The organism is Streptomyces sp. NPDC034037 (assembly GCF_055575715.1).
On record NZ_JBVISC010000001.1, the window covers coordinates 687152 to 708858 of the forward strand.

19 protein-coding genes are annotated in these 21707 nt (G+C 73.9%); 14 read left to right on the forward strand and 5 right to left on the reverse strand.

Going from position 1 to position 21707, the window contains the following annotated elements:
- Window positions 1–96 precede the first annotated feature (96 nt).
- On the forward strand, window positions 97–2670 hold the full coding sequence (locus tag ACZ516_RS03145) for a M14 family zinc carboxypeptidase (protein WP_469008215.1): 2574 nt from the start codon (window positions 97–99) through the stop codon (window positions 2668–2670).
- Between the two features lie 64 nt (window positions 2671–2734).
- Here the strand turns inward: ACZ516_RS03145 and ACZ516_RS03150 are convergent, their stop codons facing one another.
- Entirely contained in the window at window positions 2735–3163 is a 429-nt protein-coding gene (locus ACZ516_RS03150; protein WP_361080867.1) for an organic hydroperoxide resistance protein, read from the reverse strand.
- A 102-nt stretch (window positions 3164–3265) separates the two neighbouring features.
- Window positions 3266–4297, reverse strand: coding sequence for an NADP-dependent oxidoreductase (locus ACZ516_RS03155; protein ID WP_358699559.1), 1032 nt, complete (start codon window positions 4295–4297; stop codon window positions 3266–3268).
- Window positions 4298–4414: 117 nt separating this feature from the next.
- Here ACZ516_RS03155 and ACZ516_RS03160 point away from each other — a divergent pair, with 117 nt between their 5' ends.
- The 3 genes from ACZ516_RS03160 (at window position 4415) to ACZ516_RS03170 (ending at window position 6641) form a co-directional block, all read left to right on the forward strand.
- Window positions 4415–4882, forward strand: coding sequence for a MarR family winged helix-turn-helix transcriptional regulator (locus ACZ516_RS03160; protein ID WP_467464771.1), 468 nt, complete (start codon window positions 4415–4417; stop codon window positions 4880–4882).
- Window positions 4883–5142: 260 nt separating this feature from the next.
- On the forward strand, window positions 5143–5694 hold the full coding sequence (locus ACZ516_RS03165) for a DUF4232 domain-containing protein (protein ID WP_469008216.1): 552 nt from the start codon (window positions 5143–5145) through the stop codon (window positions 5692–5694).
- 80 nt (window positions 5695–5774) lie between these two features.
- Complete coding sequence (locus ACZ516_RS03170; RefSeq protein ID WP_361080871.1) at window positions 5775–6641, forward strand: YwqG family protein; 867 nt, start codon at window positions 5775–5777, stop codon at window positions 6639–6641.
- 41 nt (window positions 6642–6682) lie between these two features.
- Here ACZ516_RS03170 and ACZ516_RS03175 read toward each other — a convergent pair whose 3' ends face one another.
- Complete coding sequence (locus tag ACZ516_RS03175; RefSeq protein WP_467464947.1) at window positions 6683–7990, reverse strand: PucR-like N-terminal domain-containing protein; 1308 nt, start codon at window positions 7988–7990, stop codon at window positions 6683–6685.
- A gap of 12 nt (window positions 7991–8002) precedes the next feature.
- The gene (locus ACZ516_RS03180; protein ID WP_358590719.1) at window positions 8003–8155 is read right to left on the reverse strand and encodes a hypothetical protein; all 153 of its coding nucleotides are present in this window, start codon (window positions 8153–8155) and stop codon (window positions 8003–8005) included.
- 211 nt (window positions 8156–8366) lie between these two features.
- Between ACZ516_RS03180 and pgfA the strand changes: the two genes are divergently transcribed.
- The 10 genes from pgfA to ACZ516_RS03230 all read left to right on the forward strand — a co-directional run bounded on the left by pgfA (window position 8367) and on the right by ACZ516_RS03230 (window position 20747).
- A complete protein-coding gene (gene pgfA / locus ACZ516_RS03185) occupies window positions 8367–9401 on the forward strand; it encodes a cell envelope lipid trafficking protein PgfA (RefSeq protein WP_358698128.1) in 1035 nt (344 codons plus the stop codon).
- Window positions 9402–9599: 198 nt separating this feature from the next.
- The gene (locus ACZ516_RS03190; protein WP_361080874.1) at window positions 9600–10805 is read left to right on the forward strand and encodes a glycosyltransferase family 4 protein; all 1206 of its coding nucleotides are present in this window, start codon (window positions 9600–9602) and stop codon (window positions 10803–10805) included.
- Window positions 10806–11534: a class I SAM-dependent methyltransferase gene (locus ACZ516_RS03195; RefSeq protein ID WP_361080876.1), complete on the forward strand. Its 729-nt coding sequence runs from the start codon at window positions 10806–10808 to the stop codon at window positions 11532–11534.
- The gene (locus ACZ516_RS03200; RefSeq protein ID WP_469008219.1) at window positions 11531–15952 is read left to right on the forward strand and encodes an alpha-(1->3)-arabinofuranosyltransferase domain-containing protein; all 4422 of its coding nucleotides are present in this window, start codon (window positions 11531–11533) and stop codon (window positions 15950–15952) included. Before ACZ516_RS03195 ends, ACZ516_RS03200 begins: the two co-directional genes overlap by 4 nt.
- A complete protein-coding gene (locus ACZ516_RS03205; protein ID WP_469008220.1) occupies window positions 15949–17403 on the forward strand; it encodes a condensation protein in 1455 nt (484 codons plus the stop codon). Before ACZ516_RS03200 ends, ACZ516_RS03205 begins: the two co-directional genes overlap by 4 nt.
- Entirely contained in the window at window positions 17400–18137 is a 738-nt protein-coding gene (locus tag ACZ516_RS03210) for a class I SAM-dependent methyltransferase (RefSeq protein WP_358910543.1), read from the forward strand. Before ACZ516_RS03205 ends, ACZ516_RS03210 begins: the two co-directional genes overlap by 4 nt.
- Window positions 18138–18154: 17 nt before the next feature.
- Window positions 18155–19063 carry a hypothetical protein gene (locus tag ACZ516_RS03215; protein WP_361081038.1) on the forward strand — a complete coding sequence of 303 codons (909 nt, stop codon included), beginning with the start codon at window positions 18155–18157 and terminating at the stop codon, window positions 19061–19063.
- The gene (locus ACZ516_RS03220) at window positions 19060–19287 is read left to right on the forward strand and encodes a Trm112 family protein (protein ID WP_358588483.1); all 228 of its coding nucleotides are present in this window, start codon (window positions 19060–19062) and stop codon (window positions 19285–19287) included. Before ACZ516_RS03215 ends, ACZ516_RS03220 begins: the two co-directional genes overlap by 4 nt.
- Before the next feature lie 67 nt (window positions 19288–19354).
- Window positions 19355–20158: an FkbM family methyltransferase gene (locus ACZ516_RS03225; protein ID WP_361080882.1), complete on the forward strand. Its 804-nt coding sequence runs from the start codon at window positions 19355–19357 to the stop codon at window positions 20156–20158.
- Window positions 20139–20747, forward strand: coding sequence for a hypothetical protein (locus ACZ516_RS03230; RefSeq protein WP_469008221.1), 609 nt, complete (start codon window positions 20139–20141; stop codon window positions 20745–20747). The genes ACZ516_RS03225 and ACZ516_RS03230 overlap by 20 nt, the downstream gene beginning before the upstream one ends.
- Here the strand turns inward: ACZ516_RS03230 and ACZ516_RS03235 are convergent.
- On the reverse strand, window positions 20731–21609 hold the full coding sequence (locus ACZ516_RS03235; RefSeq protein ID WP_469008223.1) for an ATP-grasp domain-containing protein: 879 nt from the start codon (window positions 21607–21609) through the stop codon (window positions 20731–20733). The genes ACZ516_RS03230 and ACZ516_RS03235 overlap by 17 nt on opposite strands.
- Between the last annotated feature and the right edge of the window lie 98 nt (window positions 21610–21707).

A 21707-nucleotide genomic window follows, 5' to 3' on the forward strand; every position in this document is an offset into this window, starting at 1 on the left:
CGCTCCGGCGGGTGATCCCGGTGTGCCGCGAACGCCCTCTTGTTGCGGGGGAGTCGAACCGGTAGACCTCCCTCTATCGATCTCCCGGAGGTACGTATGGGCATATCCCGGCCATCCCGGCCACGCGGCCCCGTTCTGCTGACCACCGCCGTCACGGCCGGTGCGCTGGTCCTCACCGCGCTCGCCCCGGGCAGCGCGACCGCCGATCCGACGCCGCGCCCGGTCACCCGGGAGGGTTCCCCGCTCGGCGACGACCGGGCGGCCACGGCCCCGAAGGGCGCGGCCGAGCGGGCGCTGGCCGACCCGGGCGCCGCCGGGCTCGGCGGGGAGCGGGGCCGCGGCTATCCCCGGGAGCGCAGACTCGCCCGACCCCCGGTGAATCCTGCCGACAAGTCGATAAAACTGGGGCTCGTGCCGTATCACGGCATCGCCCCGAGGCTGAACGAGCTCCAGCGGATCGGCGACCGCGTCAGCGTGGAGATCGCGGGCCGCTCGGCGGGCGGCCACCCGCTCTACCTGGTGACGGTCACCGCACCCGAGTCCGCGCGCGAGACGGCCCGCCAGGAGCGGATGCGCGAGCGCATCGAGAACGCGCCCGCGGCCGCCGCGAAGGACGAGGCGATCAAGGCCGGGTACAAGACGCCCGTCTTCATCAACAGCAACATCCACGGCAACGAGTGGGAGGGCACCGACGCGGCCCTGAAGCTCATCGAGAAGCTGGCGAAGGCGAAGGACGGCTCCAGCCGGTCCCTGCTCGCGCACAACCGCCTCTACTTCAACATCACCGCCAACCCCGACGGCCGTATCGCCGGAACCCGCGCGAACGCGGGTGGCTTCGACCTCAACCGGGACTTCATCACCGCCTCCCAGCCCGAGGCCCGCGCGATCCGCGAGATCGCCGTCGCCAAGCAGCCGGTCGTGATGATCGACCTGCACGGCTATGTGAACGGCACGCTGATCGAGCCGACCACTCCCCCGCACGGCGAGAACTACGAGTACGACCTGTTCCTCAAGAACTCCTACGCCAACGCCCTCGGCATGGAGGCCGCGGTCAACGGTCTCGGCTACACGGAGGCGAAGGACGGGGTGCGGCCCGCCGTCATCCCCTTCCGCGACCAGGAGGAGGGCTGGGACGACTGGCCGCCCGTCTTCACCCCGCAGTACATGCCCTTCCACGGCGCGGTCGCCGCGCACACCATCGAGTTCCCGATGCAGGTGAACAACGCCGAGTACGACGACCAGCCGGTCGCGGAGCTGCGACGCAGGGCCGGCATCAACGTGGACATCGCGGGCGCGGCCATGCGCGCGAGCATCGGCTACGCCGACCGCCACCGCGCCGCGCTGATCGCCGACCAGATCGAGGTGTTCCGCCGGGGCGCGACGGGCGCGCGGCAGGTGCCGGTGTCGGAGCGGACCGTGCCGGGCGTGCCCGGGATCGGCCCGGAGGACGTGTACACCACCGACTTCCCCCGCGCGTACGTCATTCCGGCGCGCGGGCGTTCGGCGCCGGCGGCGGCGCGGCTGGTGGACCACCTGCTCGCCAACGACGTACGCGTCGAGCGGGCGAGCCACGCCTTCCGGCTCGGCGGGCGGGCGTACGCGAAGGGGTCGTACCTCGTCGACATGCGTCAGCCCAAGCGCGGCCTGGCCAATGTGCTGCTGGCCGACGGGCGGGACATCAGCGCCAAGGTGGCGACCATGTACGACATCTCGGGGTGGAGCCTCGGGCGGCTGTGGGGCGCGAGCGTCGACGCCGTCGAGGGCGGTGACCTGGACGGCGTGCGGGCGCGCGCGGTGCGGGCCGCCTCGCGGGTCGGGTACGTGGCGCCGCGCGGCGACCTGCGGCTGCGGCTGGACGACCCGCGGGAGATCGCCGCCGTCAACCACCTGCTCGCCGAGGGTGTCGTGGTGCGCCGGGACCGGTCGGGCGCGGCGCTCGTGCCGGCGTCCGCGCGCGGTGCGGCAAGGGCGGCGGCGAAGAAGTACGACGTCGCGTTCGACGCCACGAAGGCGAAGGGCGGCCCGGTGCTGCACCGGACGCGGGTCGCGGCGGCCGTCACACCCGGTGAGCTGTTCGCACTGCGGGAGATGGACTTCGACGTGGTGCCCGTGTCGACCGCCGTGCTCAACGCGGGCTTCGACTGGAAGCGGGCGGACGTGCTCTTCGTGTCGGCCGGGCTCGATCACGGCAGGCTGAACGCGGCGGCGAAGGCCGGCCTGGACCGGTTCCTCGCCCGGGGCGGCGGTCTCGTGGGCCGGGGCGCGGCGGGCGCCGCGCTGAACACCGGCGCGAAGCTGCTCCCCGTGCGGCCGGTGGAGGGCAACGGCGACGCCAACGGCGTGGTGCGTGTGGTCAACAGGGGCGGCACGCTCACCGGTGGCGCGCCGGACCACAGCTTCGTCTACTCGCCGATGTGGTTCACCGGCCTCGGCTCCGGGGTGCGCGTGGAGCAGCGGTACGGGACGGGGAACCCGCTGGTGGCGGGGCACTGGCGGGCCCTGGCGGACGGCGGCGGGGGCCCGGCGGCCGCCGCGGGGCGCGCCGCGGTGGTCAGCGGGTCGGCGCGGGGCGCCGAGGTGGTCCTGTTCGGCACCGAGCCGCTCTTCCGCGCCCACCCGAAGGGGGTGTTCCCGCAGGTGGGGCGGGCGTTGCTGAGCGTCGGCCGGTAGTCGGCACGGCGCAGGGCCGCACCCCCGGGTTCGGGGTGCGGCCCTGCGCCGTGCGAGCGGGTGGTCAGGCGACCGCGAGCTCGACCTTGATGTTGCCGCGCGTGGCGTTCGAGTAGGGGCACACCTGGTGGGCCTTCTCGACCAGGGACCGCGCGGTGTCCGCGTCGACGTTCGGGATGGAGGCGGTGATCGCCACCTCCAGGCCGAAGCCGCCGGACTCGTTCTGGCCTATGCCGACCTGGGCGGTCACGGTCGAGCCGGAGATGTCGGCGTTCTCCTTGCGGGCGACCACGCCGAGGGCGCCCTGGAAGCAGGCGCTGTAGCCGGCGGCGAACAGCTGCTCGGGGTTGGTCCCCGCGCCGCTGCCGCCCATCTCCTTGGGCGGGTTCACGACGACGTCGAGCTTGCCGTCGTCGCTGGCCACGCGGCCGTCGCGGCCGTTCTCGGCGGTGGCGACCGCGGTGTACTTGACGTCGATCTTCTGGATGGACATAGGTGCCGGCTCCTCCTGAGACGGGCCGCGGTGCGCGCCCACAACCGCGGCCGAGTGGAATCAGGTTATCGGATGCCGGAAACCAGGAAAGGGGTGGTCGCCTCAGACGAGGGAGACGATCATCTTTCCGGTGTTCTCGCCGCGCAGCATGCCGAGGAAGGCGTCCACGCCGTTCTCGACGCCCTCGACGACCGTCTCGCGGTACTTCAGCTCACCGGAGCGGACCCAGGCGCCGACCTCGCGGACGAACTGGGGCTGGAGCGCGCTGTGGTCCTGCACGAGCATGCCCGTCAGGCGCAGGCGCTTGCCGATGACCAGGGCGAGGTTGCGCGGGGCCGGGGTCGGCTCCTTGTCGTTGTAGCCGGCGATCATGCCGCAGATGGTGACGCGGCCGTGCACGTTCAGACGGCTGATGGCGGCTTCCAGGTGCTCGCCGCCGACGTTGTCGAAGTAGACGTCGATGCCGTCGGGGGCGGCCTCCTTGAGCTGCTCGGCGACCGGCTTGGCGTCCTTGTAGTTGAAGGCGGCGTCGAAGCCGTACTCCTCGACCAGCAGCTTCACCTTCTCGTCCGAGCCCGCCGAGCCGATGACGCGCGAGGCGCCCTTCAGCTTGGCGATCTGGCCGACCTGGCTGCCGACGGCACCGGCGGCGCCGGAGACGAACACGGCGTCGCCCTCCTTGAAGGAGGCCACTTCGAGCAGACCCGCGTACGCGGTCAGGCCCGTCATGCCGAGCACGCCGAGGTAGGCGGAGAGCGGCGCGGCCTGCGCGTCGACCTTGGTGGCGTGCTGGGCGGGCACGGAGGCGTACTCGCGCCAACCGGCGAAGTGCAGGACGTGGTCGCCCACCGCGAAGCCCTCGGCGTTCGAGGCGATGACCTCGCCGACCGCGCCGCCCTCCATGGGGTGGTCGAGCTGGAACGGCGGGACGTACGACTTCACGTCGTTCATCCGGCCCCGCATGTACGGATCCACCGAGAAGTGCAGGTTGCGGACCAGGACGCGGCCCTCGGCCGGGGCCAGGACGGGGGCCTCGCGCAGTGCGAAGTCCTCGGGGACCGGCCAGCCGTCGGGGCGGCGCACGAGGTGCCATTCACGGCTGACGGAGGGGAGCTGCTCGGGGGTGACGGTCATGGGGGGCGTCCTCCTGTTGCGTACGTGAGGGTGGGAGGGGGCGGAAGTGTCTCGCGCCCAAAAATGCTTCATGTTGTGAAACAACCATGCTCTTGGATATTTCATGATGTCAAGTAAATGGGTAACCTGGTCACCATGGCCACGAGCAGCTCGCGTACCCCCTCGCCCCGCGTCGACCCCTTGACGCGGGAAGTCGTCGAGCTGATCGGCACGGTGGTGGCGCGCTACCACGAGGAGTACGAGGAGGCCGCGGCCGAGCACGCGCTGACCGGGGCGCAGGCGCGCGTCCTCGGGCTGCTCTTCATCGAACCTATGCCCATGCGCCGCATCGCGCAGAAACTGAAGTGCGAGCCGTCGAACATCACGGGCATCGTCGACCGTCTGGAGGCACGGGGCCTGGTCGAGCGGCGGCCCGACCCGGCCGACCGGCGCGTGAAGCTGGCGGCGCCGACGGCCGAGGGCGAGGAGGTCGCCCGCGGTCTGCGCGACTCCCTGGACTTCGCGCGCGAGCCGCTGGCGGGGCTCTCCCGCGAGGAGCGGCTCGCCCTGCGGGGGCTGCTGCGGAGGATGCTGGGCGAGGAGTAGGGGCGTCGGCCTCTCTCGGGGGCGGAGGGCTGGGCCGGGTGGGTGTCCGGCGTCCCAGGCGGGCGTTCCAGGGGGTCGGTGTTCGCGCAGGTCAGGGGCCGTTTCGGTGTTCCGGCGTCCCGTATCGGCGGGTGGTGGTGGCGGGCGGGACGGCGCGCGGGCCAGGGTGTGGATCGGCCCAGCGGCTCGCCGGACGTCAACGCCCGGCCGGCCGTTCGAGGCCGCTCAGCCAGACCGTCACCGCACCCATGGAGTCCTCGATGCGTTCGTCTCTCGCCGCCCGTTCCGGTTCCGCCCGCTCCTCGCGTTCCGCCCGTCTCGCCCTCACCGCGGTGGCCGCCGCGGCCCTCGCCGCCACCACCGCCGGGACCGCTCTCGCCGTCGGCCAGAGCAAGGCCCCCGTCGAGCAGATCTGCGGGACCAACGACCTGACCTTCAAGGTCAGCGAGAGGACGCAGGCCGGCGGCTACCTCCTCGTGACCGCGAAGGCGCGGCCCGGCATCACCTGCCACCTGGAGGGCACCATCCCCTCCGCCGCCTTCGGCTCCCACCCCGACCGGCAGGTCGCCCCCGTCGAGCAGGCCGTCACCGACAGCATCCGGCTCTCCGGGTCCACCGCCGCGTACGCCGGCATCAACCCGAAGTCGACCAACGACGACCACGGCGCGGAGTTCGACCGGATGATCATCGCCGTCGCCGGGGACGAGGGGAGCGCCACCTCCGTCCGGCTGCCCGGCCCGACCCTGATCGACAGGCCGCTGAGCACCAACTGGCACGCCGGCCCGGCCGACGCCGTCCCGTTCGGCGGCTGATCACCGCGCCGCCCCGCCCCCCGGGCCCCGAACAGGCCGGCGTGGCCGCGTTGTCAGTGGTGGGGGGCATGATCGGGGGCATGACGCCGAACTCCGCGGGCGAGCTGCACGCCCTCGCGCACGAGCACCTTCCCTCCGACGTGGCCGAGCGGTGGCTCGGGCTGCTGCGGCCCGGCATCCGGCTCGCCCCGGCGGGCGGGGACGAGGCGGTGGTGGGGCAGTTGGGCGGGGAGCCCCGGCTGCCGGACGACGTGGAGTGGCCGGAGTGGGAGGGGCACGGTCCGCTGTCGTTCGTCGCCTCGGTGGACTGCGCCGCGCTGCCCCCGGCGGCGCTCGACGTGCCGTTCCCCCCGGCGGGCACGCTCGCCTTCTTCTACTTCGACGGCCAACTGGACGACGGGGAGGCGGTGGTGGACGTGGCCGACGTCCCGAGCAGGGCGGGCGCCCGGGTCGTGTACGTCCCGGCGGGGGTCCCGGCCGTCCGCCGGGACACGCCGGACGAGCTGGACGCCCACCCCCATGTGCCGCTGGCCGCGCGGGTGGAGCCGACGGCGGCGGAGCCGACCCATCCGCGGGTGCAGCGGGTCTTCGCACCGGACGCGGAGCCTTTCCAGGACTACGAACACCCGGTGTGCGCCGAGGAGTTCGTCGACGCCCTGTGGGAGTACGAGGCCGATGCGGGCCACCGGCTCGGCGGCACCCCGCAGTCGGTGCAGGGGCCCGTCGAGCTGGAGGTCGCCCGGGCGGCGCTGGGCCCGGGGGTGGACTGGGACGATCCCCGGCTCCCGGCCGAGATGGACGAGTGGGTGCTGCTCGCCCAGTTCGACTCGGACGAGACGGCGGACATGATGTGGGGCGACGACGGCTGCCTGTATTGGCTCATACGCCCCTCCGATCTGGCGGAACTACGGTTCGACCGGGCGCTGTTCACCTGGCAGTGCTGCTGACCGCCCTCGGGCGCCACCGATCCCCCCCTCTGGGGCCGGACCTAGGACCGGCCCAGGAGGCCCCTCAACCGCCTTGCGCGCAGCACCAGTTCCAATTCGAAGCGGCGGTCCGGGTCGTCGACCTCGTCGCCCCACAGCTCCCTTATCTGGCGCAGGCGGTAGCGGACCGTCTGGGGGTGGACGCCGAGGCGGGCCGCGACCTCGGGGGCGCCGCCGCGGGTCTCCAGCCAGGCCAGCAGGGTCTCGGCGAGGCGGCGGCCGTGGGCGGGACCGCAGTGGTCCAGGGGGGCCAGGCAGCGCCGGGCCAGGTCCTCGATCAGCTCCTCGGGCTGGAGCAGCACCAGCGCCTCGGTGTGCTCGGTGCAGTGCAGCACCTCGCCGCCGGGCAGCAGACCGCGCTCCATGAGCCGCACCGCCGCCTCCGCCCAGCGCAGCGACTTCGCGGCGTCGGCGAGCGGCACGGGCGGGCCGATCGCTCCCGACCAGCCCGTCATGGCGCGCCGCAGCAGCTCGGGGCGCCCGGCGGCGTCCGGATCGGGCACGACCATGCGGGGCTGCTCCGCCTCCATGTCGAGCAGGACGCCCGCGCCGACGGCGGGCGCCACGGCCTCGGGCGCCGGGCGCAGCAGGACGCCCACCGCGACCCGCTCGGGCAGCTGCCAGCCGACGCGGGCGGCCCGCTCGCCGAGGGCGTTGCCGAAGGGGGCGCCCGGGGTCGCCGAGGGGCCGGACACCGCGCCGCCGGTGGTCTCGGCGCGCCGCTCCGACAGGAGCAGCTCCATCAGCTTGCGCTGGAGGCGCAGCCGCTCGCCCGCTTCCCGGGCGGCGGCCTCGGCGTAGCCGCGTACGGACTGGTCGACCAGGCCGTCGAGGTACTCGAAGCCCGACTCGGCCAGTTCGTACATGGCCGGGGGCGGGATCTCGAGCTGCTGGCCGATCTCGGCGAGGCGGCGCCAGGCGAGGCGTACGCCGAGGCGGTAGATCGCCTGGAGGGAGTCGAGGCTGCGGCCGTGCAGGCCCTCGCCGCGGCCGAATTCCTGGAAGACCTCCAGGTGGTAGCGGGGCCGCCCTTCCTGGGACGCCAGCTGCTGGACGAAGCCTTCCAGGGCGCGGCGGATGCCCACCAGGGCCATGGGCTCACCGGCGTCGTTGAGGACGACGGGCAGCCCGGGGAACTCGGCGCGGATCTCGCGCAGGATGTCCTGGGCGAGCGCGGGCACCTCCTCCAGGGCGAGCGCGGCGAACCTGCGCACCTGGCGGGGCGGCACGTCCCGCCAGGCGGAGCGCGCCTGCGCGGGGCCGTGGCTCCCCGTGGGGGCGGCCTCGGGCGGCGGCTGGATGTCGGTCACGGCCACGGTCGCTCACTGGCTCCGCGGTGGCGCGTCGTAGTGGACCAGCGGCGTGTTCGGCTGGTCCGGCGTGGCGTCGAGGAGCGCGACGACGCCGAGGGCCGCGCCCACGGCGAGGAGCGCCGCGGCGGCGACGGTGAGTGATGCGGCGAGCAGTCGGTGCATGCGAGGGCCAGCCTCTCGTTCGGAGGTCGTCCCCACCCCGGATCATCCAGGCCTGGTCATACAGTCCTGGTCGTACAGTCCCCGCCGGCCCCGTCCGGCGCGTGCCCAGTGTCTGCATCCATTGACACCCAGTCAAGGGTGCGCCTACGGTTCCCCGCCCATACGTACGGCTCGGTAACACTTCTCCCGCCCTTAGCCCAGGAGTGCCCCCATGCGCCGCACCACCTCGCCATTTTCCCTGGTCATCCTCGGTCTTGGCGCGTTTCTTCTGGTCCTGGCCCCCCTGCTGGCCTGGTATGTCGAGCCGCGCGCGAAACGGACCCCGACCGATATCGACACGATCACGGTTTTCAAAGGAAGAGGAAGCTACTTCGACACCGAGAAGATCAAGACGGTCCACGACAAGAACCTCACGATCACCCGGCAGGTCCGCGGCGACGTCGCCGACAGCGAGAAGAGCGGCCGGGCCGTCTGGGACGTGTCCACGTCCGTCGATCCGGACAAGTCGCTGCCCGCGGCCGACCCGCACGACTCGCTCCAGTGGACCGTCGAGCGCTGGGTCACCGACCGCAGGACGAACCGGCCCGTGCACTGCTGCGGCGAGAAGCCGTACTTCGAGGGCGAGGCGTACCTGAAGTTCCCCTTCGACGTGGAGAAGCGCTCCTACCGCTGGTGGGACAACACCCTCGGGGCGACCGTGCCGCTCACCTACCGGGGCACGAAGAAGATCCAGGGGTACGAGGGTCTGCGCTTCACGGGGTCGGTCGAGCCCACCCGGACCGGTACCCGGCAGGTGCCGGGGCGGATGGTCGGGCAGCCGAAGAAGAGCCAGGTCATGGCGGAGGAGTACTACGCCAACCACGGCATCGAGCTGGTCGCGGACGAGCGCACCGGCCGGATCATCTACGCCGCGATCGGGCCCCGCAAGACACTGCGCGCCCCCGGCTCGGACAAGGACGCGACGGTGCTGCTGGACAGCGAGCGCATCGCTTTCACGCCGGACACGCAGAAAGCCCAGGTCAAGCTGGCCAAGGACGACAGCGGACGACTGAAGCTGCTCGGTGAGACTCTTCCGGTGCTCGCCGGGGTACTCGGGGCGGTGCTCGCGCTCGTGGGCGGTGTCTGGGTCGTACGGGGGCGCCGGGACGACGGCGCGGACGGCCCCGGAGGGCACGACGGTTCGGTGGAGCCGGGGAGTCCGCATCCTGGTACGTCCAAGACCGCCCTGCAATCCAGCACGATGTGATGAGGCGTCAGCCCGGAAAAGGCCGGAAATTGTCACTCCGGTGAGTAGACCCGCGGTAAGGGGCGGCGAAAACTAACCACCCCCACCCCAGCACAGTCCCCGCACCACCTCGGCAGTACCTCCGCAAGCCCCACAGCAGGACCGTTTCACCCGCCCGGCCCCCCACAGTTCCGCACCCTGAGACGAGTTGGAGCACGCATGCCCCAGCACGTACCGTCCTCGCTGCGCGCAGCCGCCCCGCGGCACGCGCAGCGGCTCCCGGCGCCTCCCCCACAGCCGCGCCGGATCGTCTTCCTTGCCCACCGCGACCTCGGCAATCCGGCCGCGGGGGGCTCCGAACTCCTCGTCGACCGGCTGGCCGACGGCCTCAGCAAGCTGGGCCACCAGGTCACGCTGCTGTGCGGCGGGCCCGCGGCCCACCGCGACTACCGCGTGGTCTCCGCCGGTGGCGACCTCGGTCACTACCTGCGGGCGCGCTCCGCCTTCACCCGCCGGATCGGCGACTGCGACCTGCTGGTGGAGGTCTGCAACGGCATGCCGTACCTGGCGCCGCTGTGGCACCGCGGGCCGACCCTGTGCCTGGTCAACCACGTGCACACCGATCTGTGGGGGATGCGCTTCCAGGGCGCCCTCGCCCCCGCCGCCCGGCTCGGGCGGCGACTGGAGCACTGGGCCCTGTCGGGCGCGCAGCGCGGCAACCTGCTCGTGGCCGTCTCGCCGTCGACGGCCACGGCGCTGCGGGCGATCGGCGTGGAGCGCGAGCGCATCCGCGTCGTGCACAACGGCGTGGAGGAGCCGGGCCCGCTGCACGCCCGCTCCGACGAGCCCTTGTTCCTCGCGATGGGCCGCCTCGTGGAGTACAAGCGGATCGATCTGCTCCTGCGGCTGTGGGAGCGGGTCAGGCCCGTCACCGGCGGCCGGCTCGTGATCGTCGGCGACGGCCCCGAGCGGGCCCGCCTCGAACAGCTCGCCGGTCCCGGCGTGGAGTTCCGCGGCCATGTCTCCGAGGCCGAGAAGCACCGGCTGCTCTGCGAGGCCTGGATGCTGCTGCATCCCTCGGCCGTGGAGGGCTGGGGCCTGGTCATCACCGAGGCGGCGACCCGTTCGACGCCCTCGGTCGGCTTCGACGTCCCCGGGGTCCGCGACTCCATAGCGGACGGCGTCACCGGCCTCCTCGCCCGCGGTGAGAGTTCCTTCGCCGCCGCCTGGTGCACGCTGGCGCTCAGCGCCGAGCGGCGCAGGGCGCTGGGCAAGGCCGCCGGCGAGCGGGCCGCGCAGTTCCGCTGGGGCAACACCGTCCGCCAGTTCCAGGCGGTGGCGGCCGAGGCGGTCGCCGCCCACCACGCGCCCGCCGGGCCCCTCATACCCGCGCCCGCCGGGCCGCCGACCGCACAGGGGACCTGAGTGAAAGACCCGTCCCTGCGCCGTTCCGCCACCCTGTTCCGTGCCTTCCTGCGTGAGCAGCAGGACCCGGAGCGCTGCTACACCCTCCTCGCGAAGGACGCCGCCGACCAGGTCGAGGCGCACGTGAAGGTGAAGGACCGCGTCGTCGTCGACATCGGCGGCGGAGGCGGCTACTTCACCGAGGAGTTCCGGCGGCGCGGCGCGCAGTCCTACCTCTTCGAGCCCGATCTCGCCGAGATGAAGGCGTCCGGCACCAAGCCCCCCGAGGGTTCGGTGCTCGCCGACGGCTATCTGCTGCCGCTGGCGGACGCCGTCGCCGACGTCACGTTCTCCTCGAACGTCCTGGAGCACGTCGACGACCCGCAGACGTTCCTCAGCGAGATGGTCCGGGTCACCCGGCCCGGCGGGCTCATCTATGTCTCGTTCACCAACTGGCTCTCCCCCTGGGGCGGCCACGAGTGGGCGCCCTGGCACTACCTGGGCGCCGAGCGGGCCCGCGCCCGCTATGAAAGACGTACCGGAAAAGCCGCGAAGCACACCCTGGGCGAGAACCTCTTCGCCCACCACGTCGGAGCGACCCTGCGCCAGGTGCGGGGCCGCTCCGACGTGGCCGTGGTGTCCGCGCGCTCGCGCTACTGGCCGTTCCTGGCCGGGGCGATCACAAAGGTGCCCGGTGTGCGCGAGATCGCCACCTGGAACCTCCTCCTCATTCTCAGGCGGTGTCCATGACCACGGTCCAGGCCCCACCCCCGGCCGCCGTACGGCCCACGACCGCTGCCCCTGAACCCTCGCGGGGGCCGCGCTCGCGGCGCTGGCTGCTGGGGTTCTGGGCCGTGGCGTTCGTGGCGTTCCTCGCGGTGAGACCCGGGCGGATGACGTTCGACACCAAGCTCGGTGTCACCGTCGACCCCTGGCAGTTCCTCTCCGACCTCGGTCAGCTCTGGCACGACCGGGGCGGCTTCGGCGGCATCCAGGACCAGTACGTCGGCTACGCGTTCCCGATGCTGCCGTTCTACGGCCTGGCCGACCTCGTCCAGCTCCCCGTCTGGCTGGCCGAGCGGCTGTGGCTCTCGCTGATCGTGAGCGCGGCCTTCTGGGGTGCGCTGCGGCTGGCCGAGCGGCTGGGCATCGGCAGCCGGCACAGCAGGCTGCTCGGCGCGGTGGTGTACGCGCTGTGGCCGACGTTCACCATAGTCGTCGGCTCCACGTCGGCGGCCGCGCTGCCCGGCGCGGTCCTGCCGTGGGTCCTGCTGCCGCTGACGAACGAGCGGATCAGCGCCCGCCTCGCCGCCTGCCGCTCGGCGCTGATCATCCCCTGCATGGGCGGGGTGAACGCGGCGGCGACCCTCGCCTCCCTGCTCCCGGTGGCCCTCTATCTCCTGTCGCGCCCGGGCGGGCCGCGCAAGCGGAAGCTGATCACCTGGTGGGTGCCGGGCGTCATCCTGGCCACCGCCTGGTGGATCGTGCCGCTCCTCATGCTCGGCATCTACGGCGAGAACTTCCTGCCGTACGTGGAGAACTCCGCGACCACGACCGCCACCATGTCGGCCACCGAGACACTGCGCGGCGCCGGCAACTGGGTCGCCTACCTGAACTTCGGCGAGGCCTGGCTGCCGGCCGGCTGGACGGTGGCGACGGCCGTCGTGAGCGTCGTCTGCTCCGCGCTCGCCGCGGCCCTCGGCCTGGCCGGGCTCGCCCGCCGCGACCTGCCCGAGCGGCGCTGGCTGGTCCTGACCGTCCTGTCCGTCGCCCTGATCACGCTGGCCGGATACGGCGGCGCCCTCGGCGCGCCCTTCCACGAGAGCGTCCAGTCCTGGCTGAACGGCGGGCTCGTCCCCTTCCGCAACATCTACAAGTTCCAGACGGGCCTCGCGCTCGCCCTCGCCCTCGGCCTGGCGCACCTGGTCGGGGTGGCCGCGCAGGCACGCGGGGCCCGGCCGGTGCGGGGCCGGCGGTACGCCGCGCTGGCCGCCGCGGTCCTGGTGCTGCCGGGGCTGGCCTGGCCGTACCTCAACGGCTCGATCCTCCAGCCGGGTTCGTTCCAGAAGCTGCCCACGTACTGGCAGACGACGGCCGACTGGCTGGAGAAGTACTCCCCCGACTCCCGTGCCCTCGTCGTCCCGGCGACCGCGCACGGCATCTACACCTGGGGCTCGCCCATCGACCAGCCCCTGGACGTGCTCGCCGACTCGCGGTGGGCGCAGCGCGACTACGTGCCGTTCGGCACGGCGGGCAACCGCCGCGCGATGGACGCGGTCGAGCAGGCGCTGATGACGGGCGGCAAGGTGCCGGGCCTGAGCGACTACCTGACCCGGGCCGGCCTCTACTACGTCGTCGTGCGCAACGACCTCGACCCCGACCAGGTCGGCCATGTCCCGACCTCGACGGTCAAGCGCACCCTGGAGGAGTCCGGCTTCAGCCGCGTCACCGGCTTCGGCCCGCAGACCACCGGCGGCACCATCCCGGCCGACACGCCCCTCCAGGTGGAGGGCCTCTACCCGCGCCAGCGCGCCGTGGAGATCTACGCCCCCGGCGACAACGCCCGGCGTCCCGGGCAGGCCGGCCTGAAGCCCGTGTCCAACACGGCGGTCGTCAGCGGCGGCCCCGAGTCGCTGCTGCCGCTCTCCGCCGACCCGTCGATGCGGGACCGGCCGACCGTGCTGACCGGCGACAACCACCCGGGCGTCGGTACGCCGGGCCTGCTGGCCGTCGGTGACGGACTGCGCCGCGCCGACACCCGCTTCGGCCTGGTCAACTCCAACACGTCCTACACCTACACCCGCGACGAGCGGAACGCGCCCGACGCCGCCCAGGACCCCGGCAAGAAGCCGCACCAGATCCTGCCGACGGACGGCGTCGAGCACCAGACGACGGCGGAGCTGCGCGGCGCCAGGTCGGTGACCGCCTCCTCCTACGGCAACTGGCTCTTCCACCTGCCGCAGTACGACCCGGTGAACGCCTTCGACGGCAACCCGGCCACGGCCTGGGCCGAGGGCGGCTCCGGTTCGCCGGACGGCGAGTGGATCAAGGCCGAGTTCAACGCGAAGATCAACGTCCCGGCCGCGTTCCGTGTCACCCCGCTGCCGCAGGACGGCGTGCGGGCGGCGCCCACCCGGGTGCGCGTGGAGACGGAGCGGGGCTCGGTCACCAGCTCGCTCAGGAGTGACGGCACGGCGCAGCGCGTCAAGGCCCGTCCGGGCACCACGAGCTGGATCAAGATCACGATCGTGGACACCGAGGAGGCGCGCCCCGGCCTGACCGGCGCCGGCTTCTCGGAGATCAGCCTGCCGCAGGTGCGCGTCACCAAGCTCCTCCAGCTGCCCGCCGACGCCCAGAAGGTCACGGGCGCCGAGGCGACCACGTACGCGCTGCACCGCTCCTCCGACCCGAGCGCCCTGTCGCCGGTCAACGCCGAGTCGGGGCTGCACCGCCGCTTCACCACCATGGGCGGCGGCGAGTACGAGATGAAGGCGAGCGCGGTGGCCGTGCCCGGCACCGAACTGGACGAGCTGCTCTACAAGGTGGCTCCCGAGCAGCGGCAGCAGATCATCGCGACGGCCGACTCGACGGCGAGGCTCGGTGAGGGCCTGACGCCGCGCAACCTCACCGACGGCGACCTGACCACGGCGTGGATCGCGGGCGACACCAAGCGCCCGGTGATCCACCTCAGGTGGCCGGGCAAGCAGCCGGTGGGCGAGATCGTGCTGCCCGCCGCGGGCGGCCTGTCCACCCGCCCGCAGAAGATCGAGATCAGCTCGCCGGACGGCGCGGCGACCGCGGGGGTGGACGAGAACGGCAACGCCCGGTTCGCGCCGATCACCACGGACCGGATGGACATCACCATCACGGAGACCGCTCCGCTGACGGTCCACAACCCGGTGGCCGACGACAACCTCCAGCTGCCGGTGGGCCTCACCGAGGTCTACGTCCCCGCGCTCGACCAGTACCGCACGCCGCGGCCCAAGGCCTCGCAGCGCTTCTCGCTGCCCTGCGGCCAGGGCCCGATGGTGTCGGTGGACGGCGAGCTGTTCGAGACCGCCGCCCAGGGCAAGGTCCGCGACCTCACCGAGCGCCGCCCGGTGGAGATCAGCCTGTGCCAGCGGGGCAAGAAGGACACGGCGGTCCGGCTCGACGCCGGCGCGCACAGCGTCGAGACCGGTGACGCGGGCCCGCTGACCGTCATGGACGCCTCCCTGACCCGGGGGACGCCCGGCACGGTGGACGAGACGGCCCGCGAGCTGAAGATCAAGGACTGGCTGGGCGACCGCCGCGAGGTGAGCGTCGGCGCGGGAGCGGCCTCGTACCTGACGACGTACGAGAACGTGAACGACGGCTGGAAGGCCACCCTCGACGGCAAGGAGCTGACCCCGCTGCGCCTCGACGGCTGGCAGCAGGGCTGGCTCGTGCCCAAGGGCGAGGGCGGCACGGTCAAGCTCACCTACGAGCCCTCGCGGGTCTACGAGATCGGGCTGATCCTGGCCGGTGTCGGCGTGCTGGCCCTGGCCGGGCTGGTCCTGGTGCGGCGCCGCGAACCCAACACGGACGCCGTGGCGCCCGCGCCGCCCGCCCCGGGCCCGATCCTCGGCACGGTGGCGCTGACGCTGGTCGCCGCGGTGATCGCGGGACCGTTCGCCCTGCTCGTCCCGGCACTGGCCCTGCTGGCCTGGTGGCGGCACACGCTCCTCGTCCCCCTCGCGTTCCTGGCGATGGCGGGCGCGGGCGTCGCGGCGGCGACCGGGGCCGGCGAGCCCGCCGACGCCGACGCGGGGGCGTTCGGCCCGGTGGCCCAACTCCTCGCCCTCATCGCGCTGTTCGCGGCGCTGGTGACCGTAAGGGAGAGGGAGCGGCACACCGCGTCCGACGACGCCGACACGCTGGTGTACGGACCGGGCGACGGACCCGCCCCGGGGCAGCCCGCGCACCCCGCCGGGCCCCCGCTGCCACACCGCGAGCACGGCGGCACACACACCCCGAAGGCGCCGCCGGCGCCACCGGCCCCGGCGCACCCGGGGTCGGGCCCCACGGTCTCGGCCCGTGGGCCCGAGCCGGCCGGGCCCGTCCCCGCGCCGCAGGACGACGCGACGGTCCGCTTCCCGCGGCACGGGCGCCCGCCCACCCCGGAAACAGGAGAAGGCACGCAGCGATGACCGCACTGGAACACCCGGCACGGCGTGCGGACGGCCCCGGCCGGCCGCCCGCGCGCGTGCCGTTCCCCGTCGTCGACGAGGTCTCCCGGCACTGCCTCCAGGAGGAGGAGCCGGAGACCGTGCACATCGAGGTGCACCTGCCGGGCATCCCCGACCCGGCCCGGCTGAAGGCGGCGTTCACCGAGGCCCTGCGCCGCCACCCCCGCATCCTGATGCGGGAGGCGCGGGGCCCCTGGTACCGCCGCCGCTACGAGTGGGAGCTCACCGCCGAGCCGGACACCGAGGTGGTGACCTTCCCGGCCCCGGAGCCGGACGCCCTCAAGCGGGCCCGCGAGCGGGCGCTGGCCAAGGCGCCCTCCCTCGCGGCCTCCCCGCCCATCCGCCTGGAGGTCGTGGCGGCCGAAGCGGGCCTCGCCTCCCGGCCGGAGCCGGGCCCGGACACGGCGACGGGGCCGGGCTCGGTGCTGTTCCTGACCGTCAATCACACCGCATTGGACGGCCCCGCCTGCATGCGGGTCCTCGCGACGGCCGCCGAGATCTACGCGGGTGAGGGCGGCTCCCCCGCACCGGTGGCGCCCCCGCCCACCCGCGCACCGGAGCGCCCGGGGACCGCCGCCCAGCCGCCGGACGCGCCCTCCGGCTGGGCGCCGCCGGCCAGGGTGCTGCGGGGCACGCCCGAGCCCTCGCCGGGCAACGGTCTGCTGGTCGACGAGCTGCCCGTGCCGCGCCGCCCGAAGGGCTCCCCGTTCACCGTGAACGACCAGCTCATGGTGGCGACGGCGCTGATGATCTCCCACTGGAACCGGGAGCACGGCGCCCGGCCGCGCCCGCTGCGCATCACGATGCCGGTGGACGACCGGCCCCGCGACGCGAGCATGCCGATCGGCAACGGCACCCGACTGGTGGAAGTGCCGTTCGGCGCGGCGGAGTTGGCCCACCGGGAGTGGACCCCCGACGCCATACACGACCTGCTGCGCCGCACCTCCGACCGCACCCGCGCCCTCAAGGCGCTGCCCCGGCCGCAACTGGGCCACGGGGCACGCCTGTTGACGGCCCCGGTGCTGCCGGTCACCCTCCGGGCGGCCGTCACGCGGGGGCTGCGCCGGGCGGCCGCGCCCTGGACATCTACCACGCTCTTGAGCAACATCGGGCGGGTGCCCTACCCCCTGGACTTCGGTGACGCGGGGCGCGCGCACGCCGTGTGGTTCTCCGCGCCGGCGCGCCTGCCGCGCGGCCTCACCGTGACCACGGCGTCCACGGCGGGGCGGCTGCACGTCGCCCTGCGCTGGTCGAAGACGCTGCTCGGCCCCGGCGACGGCGCGCACCTGCGGGACCTGTTCGAGCACTATCTGCACGCCACCGAGCAGACGGAGCGGCCGGCGCGCACCGAGCGCGCCGGGAGCGGCGGACCCGACCCCGCGCCGCCCGGGAAGAGCGGAGGGCCGAAGTGACCGCCACGACCAGCGGGCGCCGCGCCGGCCTGCGCGACTTCTACGAGGACCCCGCCGTGCCGGTCGCCTCGGGCGACGCCCGCAGCCTGCGCCAGGCCCGCATCCTCGCCGATGCGCTCGGCCCCGCCACGACCCGCACCGCCACCGTCCTGGACATCGGCTGCGGCGACGGCACGGCCGCCGCGACCGCGGCCCCGCTGCTGGCCGGCCACCGCGTGATCGGCGTGGACTGGTCCCAGGACGCCCTCAAGCGCGCGCACGCCCGGCTGCCGTACGTGGTGCGCGGGGAACTCACCGACGGGGGGCTGCCGTTCGCGACCGGAGCGGCCGACGCCGTCCTGTTCAGCGAGGTCATCGAGCACCTGGTGGACCCCGACAGTGCGCTGGACGAGCTGCGACGCGTCCTCAGACCGGGCGGGCACCTCATGCTGTCCACCCCCAACCTCGCCGCCTGGTACAACCGCGGGCTGCTCCTGGCCGGGGTGCAGCCGGTCTTCTCCGAGGTGAGCCTGCGCGGCATCCACGGCCGCCCGGGCAAGGAGGTCGTGGGCCACCTGCGGCTGTACACGGCGCGCGCGCTGCGGGAGTTCGTCGCGGCGAGCGGTTTCGAGGTCGTACGCCTGTCCGGCGCGCCCTTCCACGGCGTGCCGCGGCCGCTGCGCGCCCTGGACCGGCTCGCGTGCGCCGTGCCCAGCGCCTCCTCCATCCTGCTGCTGCACGCCCGAAGGACCTGAGCCCGATGTGGTGGGGTGTGGCCGCGGCGCTGCTCGCCAACCTGCTGTACAGCACCGGGTTCGTCCTGGAGAAGCGGGCGCTGACCACGATGCCGTCGGTCAGCGTCCGCAACCCGGCCCGGCTGCTGCGGCAGGTCCTCGGCAGCCCGCTGTGGATCGGCGGCTCGCTCGCCCTCGCCGCGGGCTTCGGCGCCCAGCTCGCGGTGTACCGCACGCTGCCGATCGCCGCCGCGCAGGGCATCTTCGTCTCCGGCCTCGTCCTGTTGCTGCTCCTGTCCTCGGTGCTGCTCGGCGAGCGGACATCGGGGCGGGAGCGGTACGCGGTCGCCGCGATCCTCCTCGCGCTGCTCATGGTCGTGCTCTCCCTGGACGAGGGCGACGACACGGTGAGCCGCGGCGCGCCCGTGCCGCTGGTCCTGACCGTCTGCCTGCCCTCGCTCGCCGCGGGCCTGTGGCTGTACGGGGCGGCGGAGCGCCGGGCCAAGCACCGGCACCGCATGCCGTCGGCGGGCGTCGAGTACGGCGTCGCGGTCGGCCTGCTGTACGGCGTCAGTTCGCTGGCCATCAAGGGCGTCTCCAGCCATCTGACGACGCGGGACATGGGCGGCGCGCTCGTGGACCTGCTGCGCTCGCCGTACCCGTACCTGCTGCTGTTCACCGGCGCGTTCGGCCTGGTCATGTCGCAGGCGGCGCTCCAGCGCTGCCGGGCCTCGCTGATCGTCCCGGTGTGCACCACAGTGACCGCGCTGTTCACCGCGGTGCTCGGCACGCTGGCCTTCGGTGAGGCGCTGCCGCACGAGCCGGTGCGCCTGGCCCTGCGCATCGCGGGCACGGTGCTCGCCGTGTCCGTGCTCCTCGTCATGCCCAAGCACGACGGGCCCCCTCCCCAAGCCTCGCCCCCGACCAAGGAGTTGACTGGCGGATGAACGCCGACGACCCGCTGCTGAAGATCCTCGCCTGTCCGCTCGACAAGGGCCCGCTGCATCTGCTCGCCCCTGCGGAACCCCTCGTACCGGAGGAGGCGCTCTACAACCCGCGCCTGCGCCGCCGCTACCCCGTGGTCGACGGCATCCCGCAGCTGCTGCCCTCCTCCGGCGAGCAGGTCCCCGAGGACGAGCACGAGCAGCTGCTCAAGCGGATATCCCTGTGACGGGGGGTGTACCGGTGGCGGCCCGTTCACTGGTACCGGTGAGCGGCCCCGCGGCGAGGAGCCGTCCGTGACGCTCGCCGCGCGCCTCGCGCCCTACGTCCCCGACCGCCTCATCGCCTCGCTGGCCCGGCTCGTCTATCCGCGCTTCGAGCTGGAGCTGGCCCGCCTCGGCGACCTGTGCCCCACCGGCTGCGGCACCGCCGTGGACGTCGGCGGCTGGTACGGGCCCTGGTCGCGCCGCCTGGCCTCGCGCGCCGCCCGGGTGGTCACCGTCGAGCCGGTGCCCCACCTGGCGCGGCTGCTCGACTCCAGCACGCCCGGCAACGTCCGCGTCGTGCAGGCCGCGGCCGGCGACCGGAACGGCACGGCCCGGCTCTGGCTGCCGCACGGGGACCACGGCGAGCGGGGCGTGTCGTCGCTGGTCCGCCGCGACATCCACGCCACCGCCGTCGACGTGCCGTGCCTGACCCTGGACGGCCTCGGCCTGCGGGACGTCGACTTCGTCAAGATCGACGTGGACGGCAACGAACTGCCGGTGCTGCGCGGCGCCGAGGAGCTGATCGCCCGCGACCGGCCCGCCCTCTTCATCGAGCTGGAGTGCCGCATCCAGCCGATCGCCCCGATCGTGGACCTCCTCACGCGACGGCACGGCTACCGGGGCTGGGTCCTGCCGGACGACACCTGGCTGCCGCTTGCCTCCTTCGACCTGGAGGCGCACCAGCGCGCCACCTCGTACGTCGTCTCGCAGGGCCTGCTGCGCCGGGTGCTCACGCCCCGGCGCCCCCGCTACGTCAACTCCGTGCTGTTCCTGCCGGAAGGCCGCCGCCCGGGAGCGCGCGCGGTGCGCGACGATGGGGCGCATGCCCGCTAGCCCGTCCTCCGCGCCCTTCACCCCGCTGGACTTCCAGCTGGTCCTGCTGCGCCGCATGGCCGACCACAACCCGGACCTGGTGGAGGACGCCCGCCGTGCGCTGGGCGCCTCCGTCGCCGAGATGCGCGAGGCCAACCGGCGCTGGCAGGCGATGTCCCGGGGCCCGCGCTCCCGGGGCGCCGCGGCGCGCTACCGCTCGGTCCTCGGCGCCCCGGAGTCCACCGCCCGCCGCCGGATCGGCGACCTGGAGTGCGAGGCGCTGCGGTGGCCGGTGCCGCTCTGGCCCGACCTGCGCTTCGAGGTGCTGCGGGCGCCCGGCGGGGCGGTGTGGAACGAGTGGCTGGTGCGCGCCCCCGGGGCGCCGGGGCCCGAGCTGCGGACCGTGGACGACCTCGCCCCGTGGTCGTGCACGGTCGACGAGGCGGTCCGCGCCTTCGCTCCCGTGCGGCCCATGGAGGGCACGGCGCCCACGCGGTGGGGGCTGGCCTTCACCGCGCCGGACGCGGGCGGCGAACCGCGCCGCTGCGTCGCGGAGTTCACCTGGGGGCTGCTCCAGCGCGTGGGTCACGAGGTCATGCCGCCGCCTTGATGATCTGCTCCGTGACGAGGGCCAGGGAGGGGGAGTGCGGGTGCACGGCGAGGAAGAGGTTGGGCTCGACCAGCTCCAGCTCCATGAGGACCGGGGCGCCCTCGGGTCCGTCCACGAGGTCGACGCGGGCGTAGAGCAGCTCGGGCGATCCCGGCACCGCCGCCAACGCCCGCTCCGCGACGTCCAGTTCGGCGTCGGCCGGCTGCCAGGGGCGCAGGTCGGGGTGCGGCGTCTTCTCGGCGTCGTAGGCCGTGCCGGGGGTGAGCACCGCGCCCTTTTGGACGGCGTGCAGGAACTGGCCGGCGAAGAAGACCAGGGCGCGCTCGCCGGTGACGTCGATGCGCCCCATGTAGGGCTGCACCATGGCGGCGAGCCCCTCCGCGTGCAGGTGCCCGATGTGGGCGAGGGCGTCCGCACGCTCCTCGGCGCGGTAGCGGGCGGCGTCCCGCGCCCCCGCCCCGGAGGCCGGCTTCACGACGAACTCGCCCGCCCGGACGGGGAGGTCGACGCGCTCGCCGGGCGCGCAGTAGTACGTCGGCACGGTGGGGACGCCCGCCGCGGCCAGGTCGCCGAGATAGCGCTTGTCGGTGTTCCACCGCACGACGTGCGCGGGGTTGGCGAGCCGGGTGAGCCGCGCGCACCGCTCGGCCCACGCCACGTACTCCGCCGCGCGCCGGCTGTAGTCCCAGGTGGAGCGGATCACCGCGAGGTCGAACGCGGCCCAGTCGGCGCCGGGGTCGTCCCACCCGACGACGTGGACGTCCGCCCCCGCCTCGCCGAGGGCGCGCGCCAGGTGCGGCAGGTCGTGGTCGTGGGCCGGCTGCGGGCGGCAGGTCACCAGGGCTATCCGGGGGCTGGGCACGGGCGGGGGCTCCTCTGCTTGCGCGGCTGCGGGCCGGTTCGCGGGCCCTGGTGGCCGACCGTACAGAGGCCCTGCGGGCCGGCCGTGCGGGGGCCTGC

What these genes read in the sequence shown, in the direction of transcription:
- ACZ516_RS03155 (WP_358699559.1), bottom strand. Translation starts at nt 4,297, where the DNA reads ATGACCGTCACCCCCGAGCAGCTCCCCTCCGTCAGCCGTGAATGGCAC.
- ACZ516_RS03145 (WP_469008215.1), top strand. Translation starts at nt 97, where the DNA reads ATGGGCATATCCCGGCCATCCCGGCCACGCGGCCCCGTTCTGCTGACC.
- pgfA (WP_358698128.1), top strand. Translation starts at nt 8,367, where the DNA reads ATGCGCCGCACCACCTCGCCATTTTCCCTGGTCATCCTCGGTCTTGGC.
- ACZ516_RS03170 (WP_361080871.1), top strand. Translation starts at nt 5,775, where the DNA reads ATGACGCCGAACTCCGCGGGCGAGCTGCACGCCCTCGCGCACGAGCAC.
- ACZ516_RS03165 (WP_469008216.1), top strand. Translation starts at nt 5,143, where the DNA reads ATGCGTTCGTCTCTCGCCGCCCGTTCCGGTTCCGCCCGCTCCTCGCGT.
- ACZ516_RS03230 (WP_469008221.1), top strand. Translation starts at nt 20,139, where the DNA reads ATGGGGCGCATGCCCGCTAGCCCGTCCTCCGCGCCCTTCACCCCGCTG.
- ACZ516_RS03150 (WP_361080867.1), bottom strand. Translation starts at nt 3,163, where the DNA reads ATGTCCATCCAGAAGATCGACGTCAAGTACACCGCGGTCGCCACCGCC.
- ACZ516_RS03200 (WP_469008219.1), top strand. Translation starts at nt 11,531, where the DNA reads ATGACCACGGTCCAGGCCCCACCCCCGGCCGCCGTACGGCCCACGACC.
- ACZ516_RS03180 (WP_358590719.1), bottom strand. Translation starts at nt 8,155, where the DNA reads ATGCACCGACTGCTCGCCGCATCACTCACCGTCGCCGCCGCGGCGCTC.
- ACZ516_RS03205 (WP_469008220.1), top strand. Translation starts at nt 15,949, where the DNA reads ATGACCGCACTGGAACACCCGGCACGGCGTGCGGACGGCCCCGGCCGG.
- ACZ516_RS03190 (WP_361080874.1), top strand. Translation starts at nt 9,600, where the DNA reads ATGCCCCAGCACGTACCGTCCTCGCTGCGCGCAGCCGCCCCGCGGCAC.
- ACZ516_RS03220 (WP_358588483.1), top strand. Translation starts at nt 19,060, where the DNA reads ATGAACGCCGACGACCCGCTGCTGAAGATCCTCGCCTGTCCGCTCGAC.
- ACZ516_RS03160 (WP_467464771.1), top strand. Translation starts at nt 4,415, where the DNA reads ATGGGTAACCTGGTCACCATGGCCACGAGCAGCTCGCGTACCCCCTCG.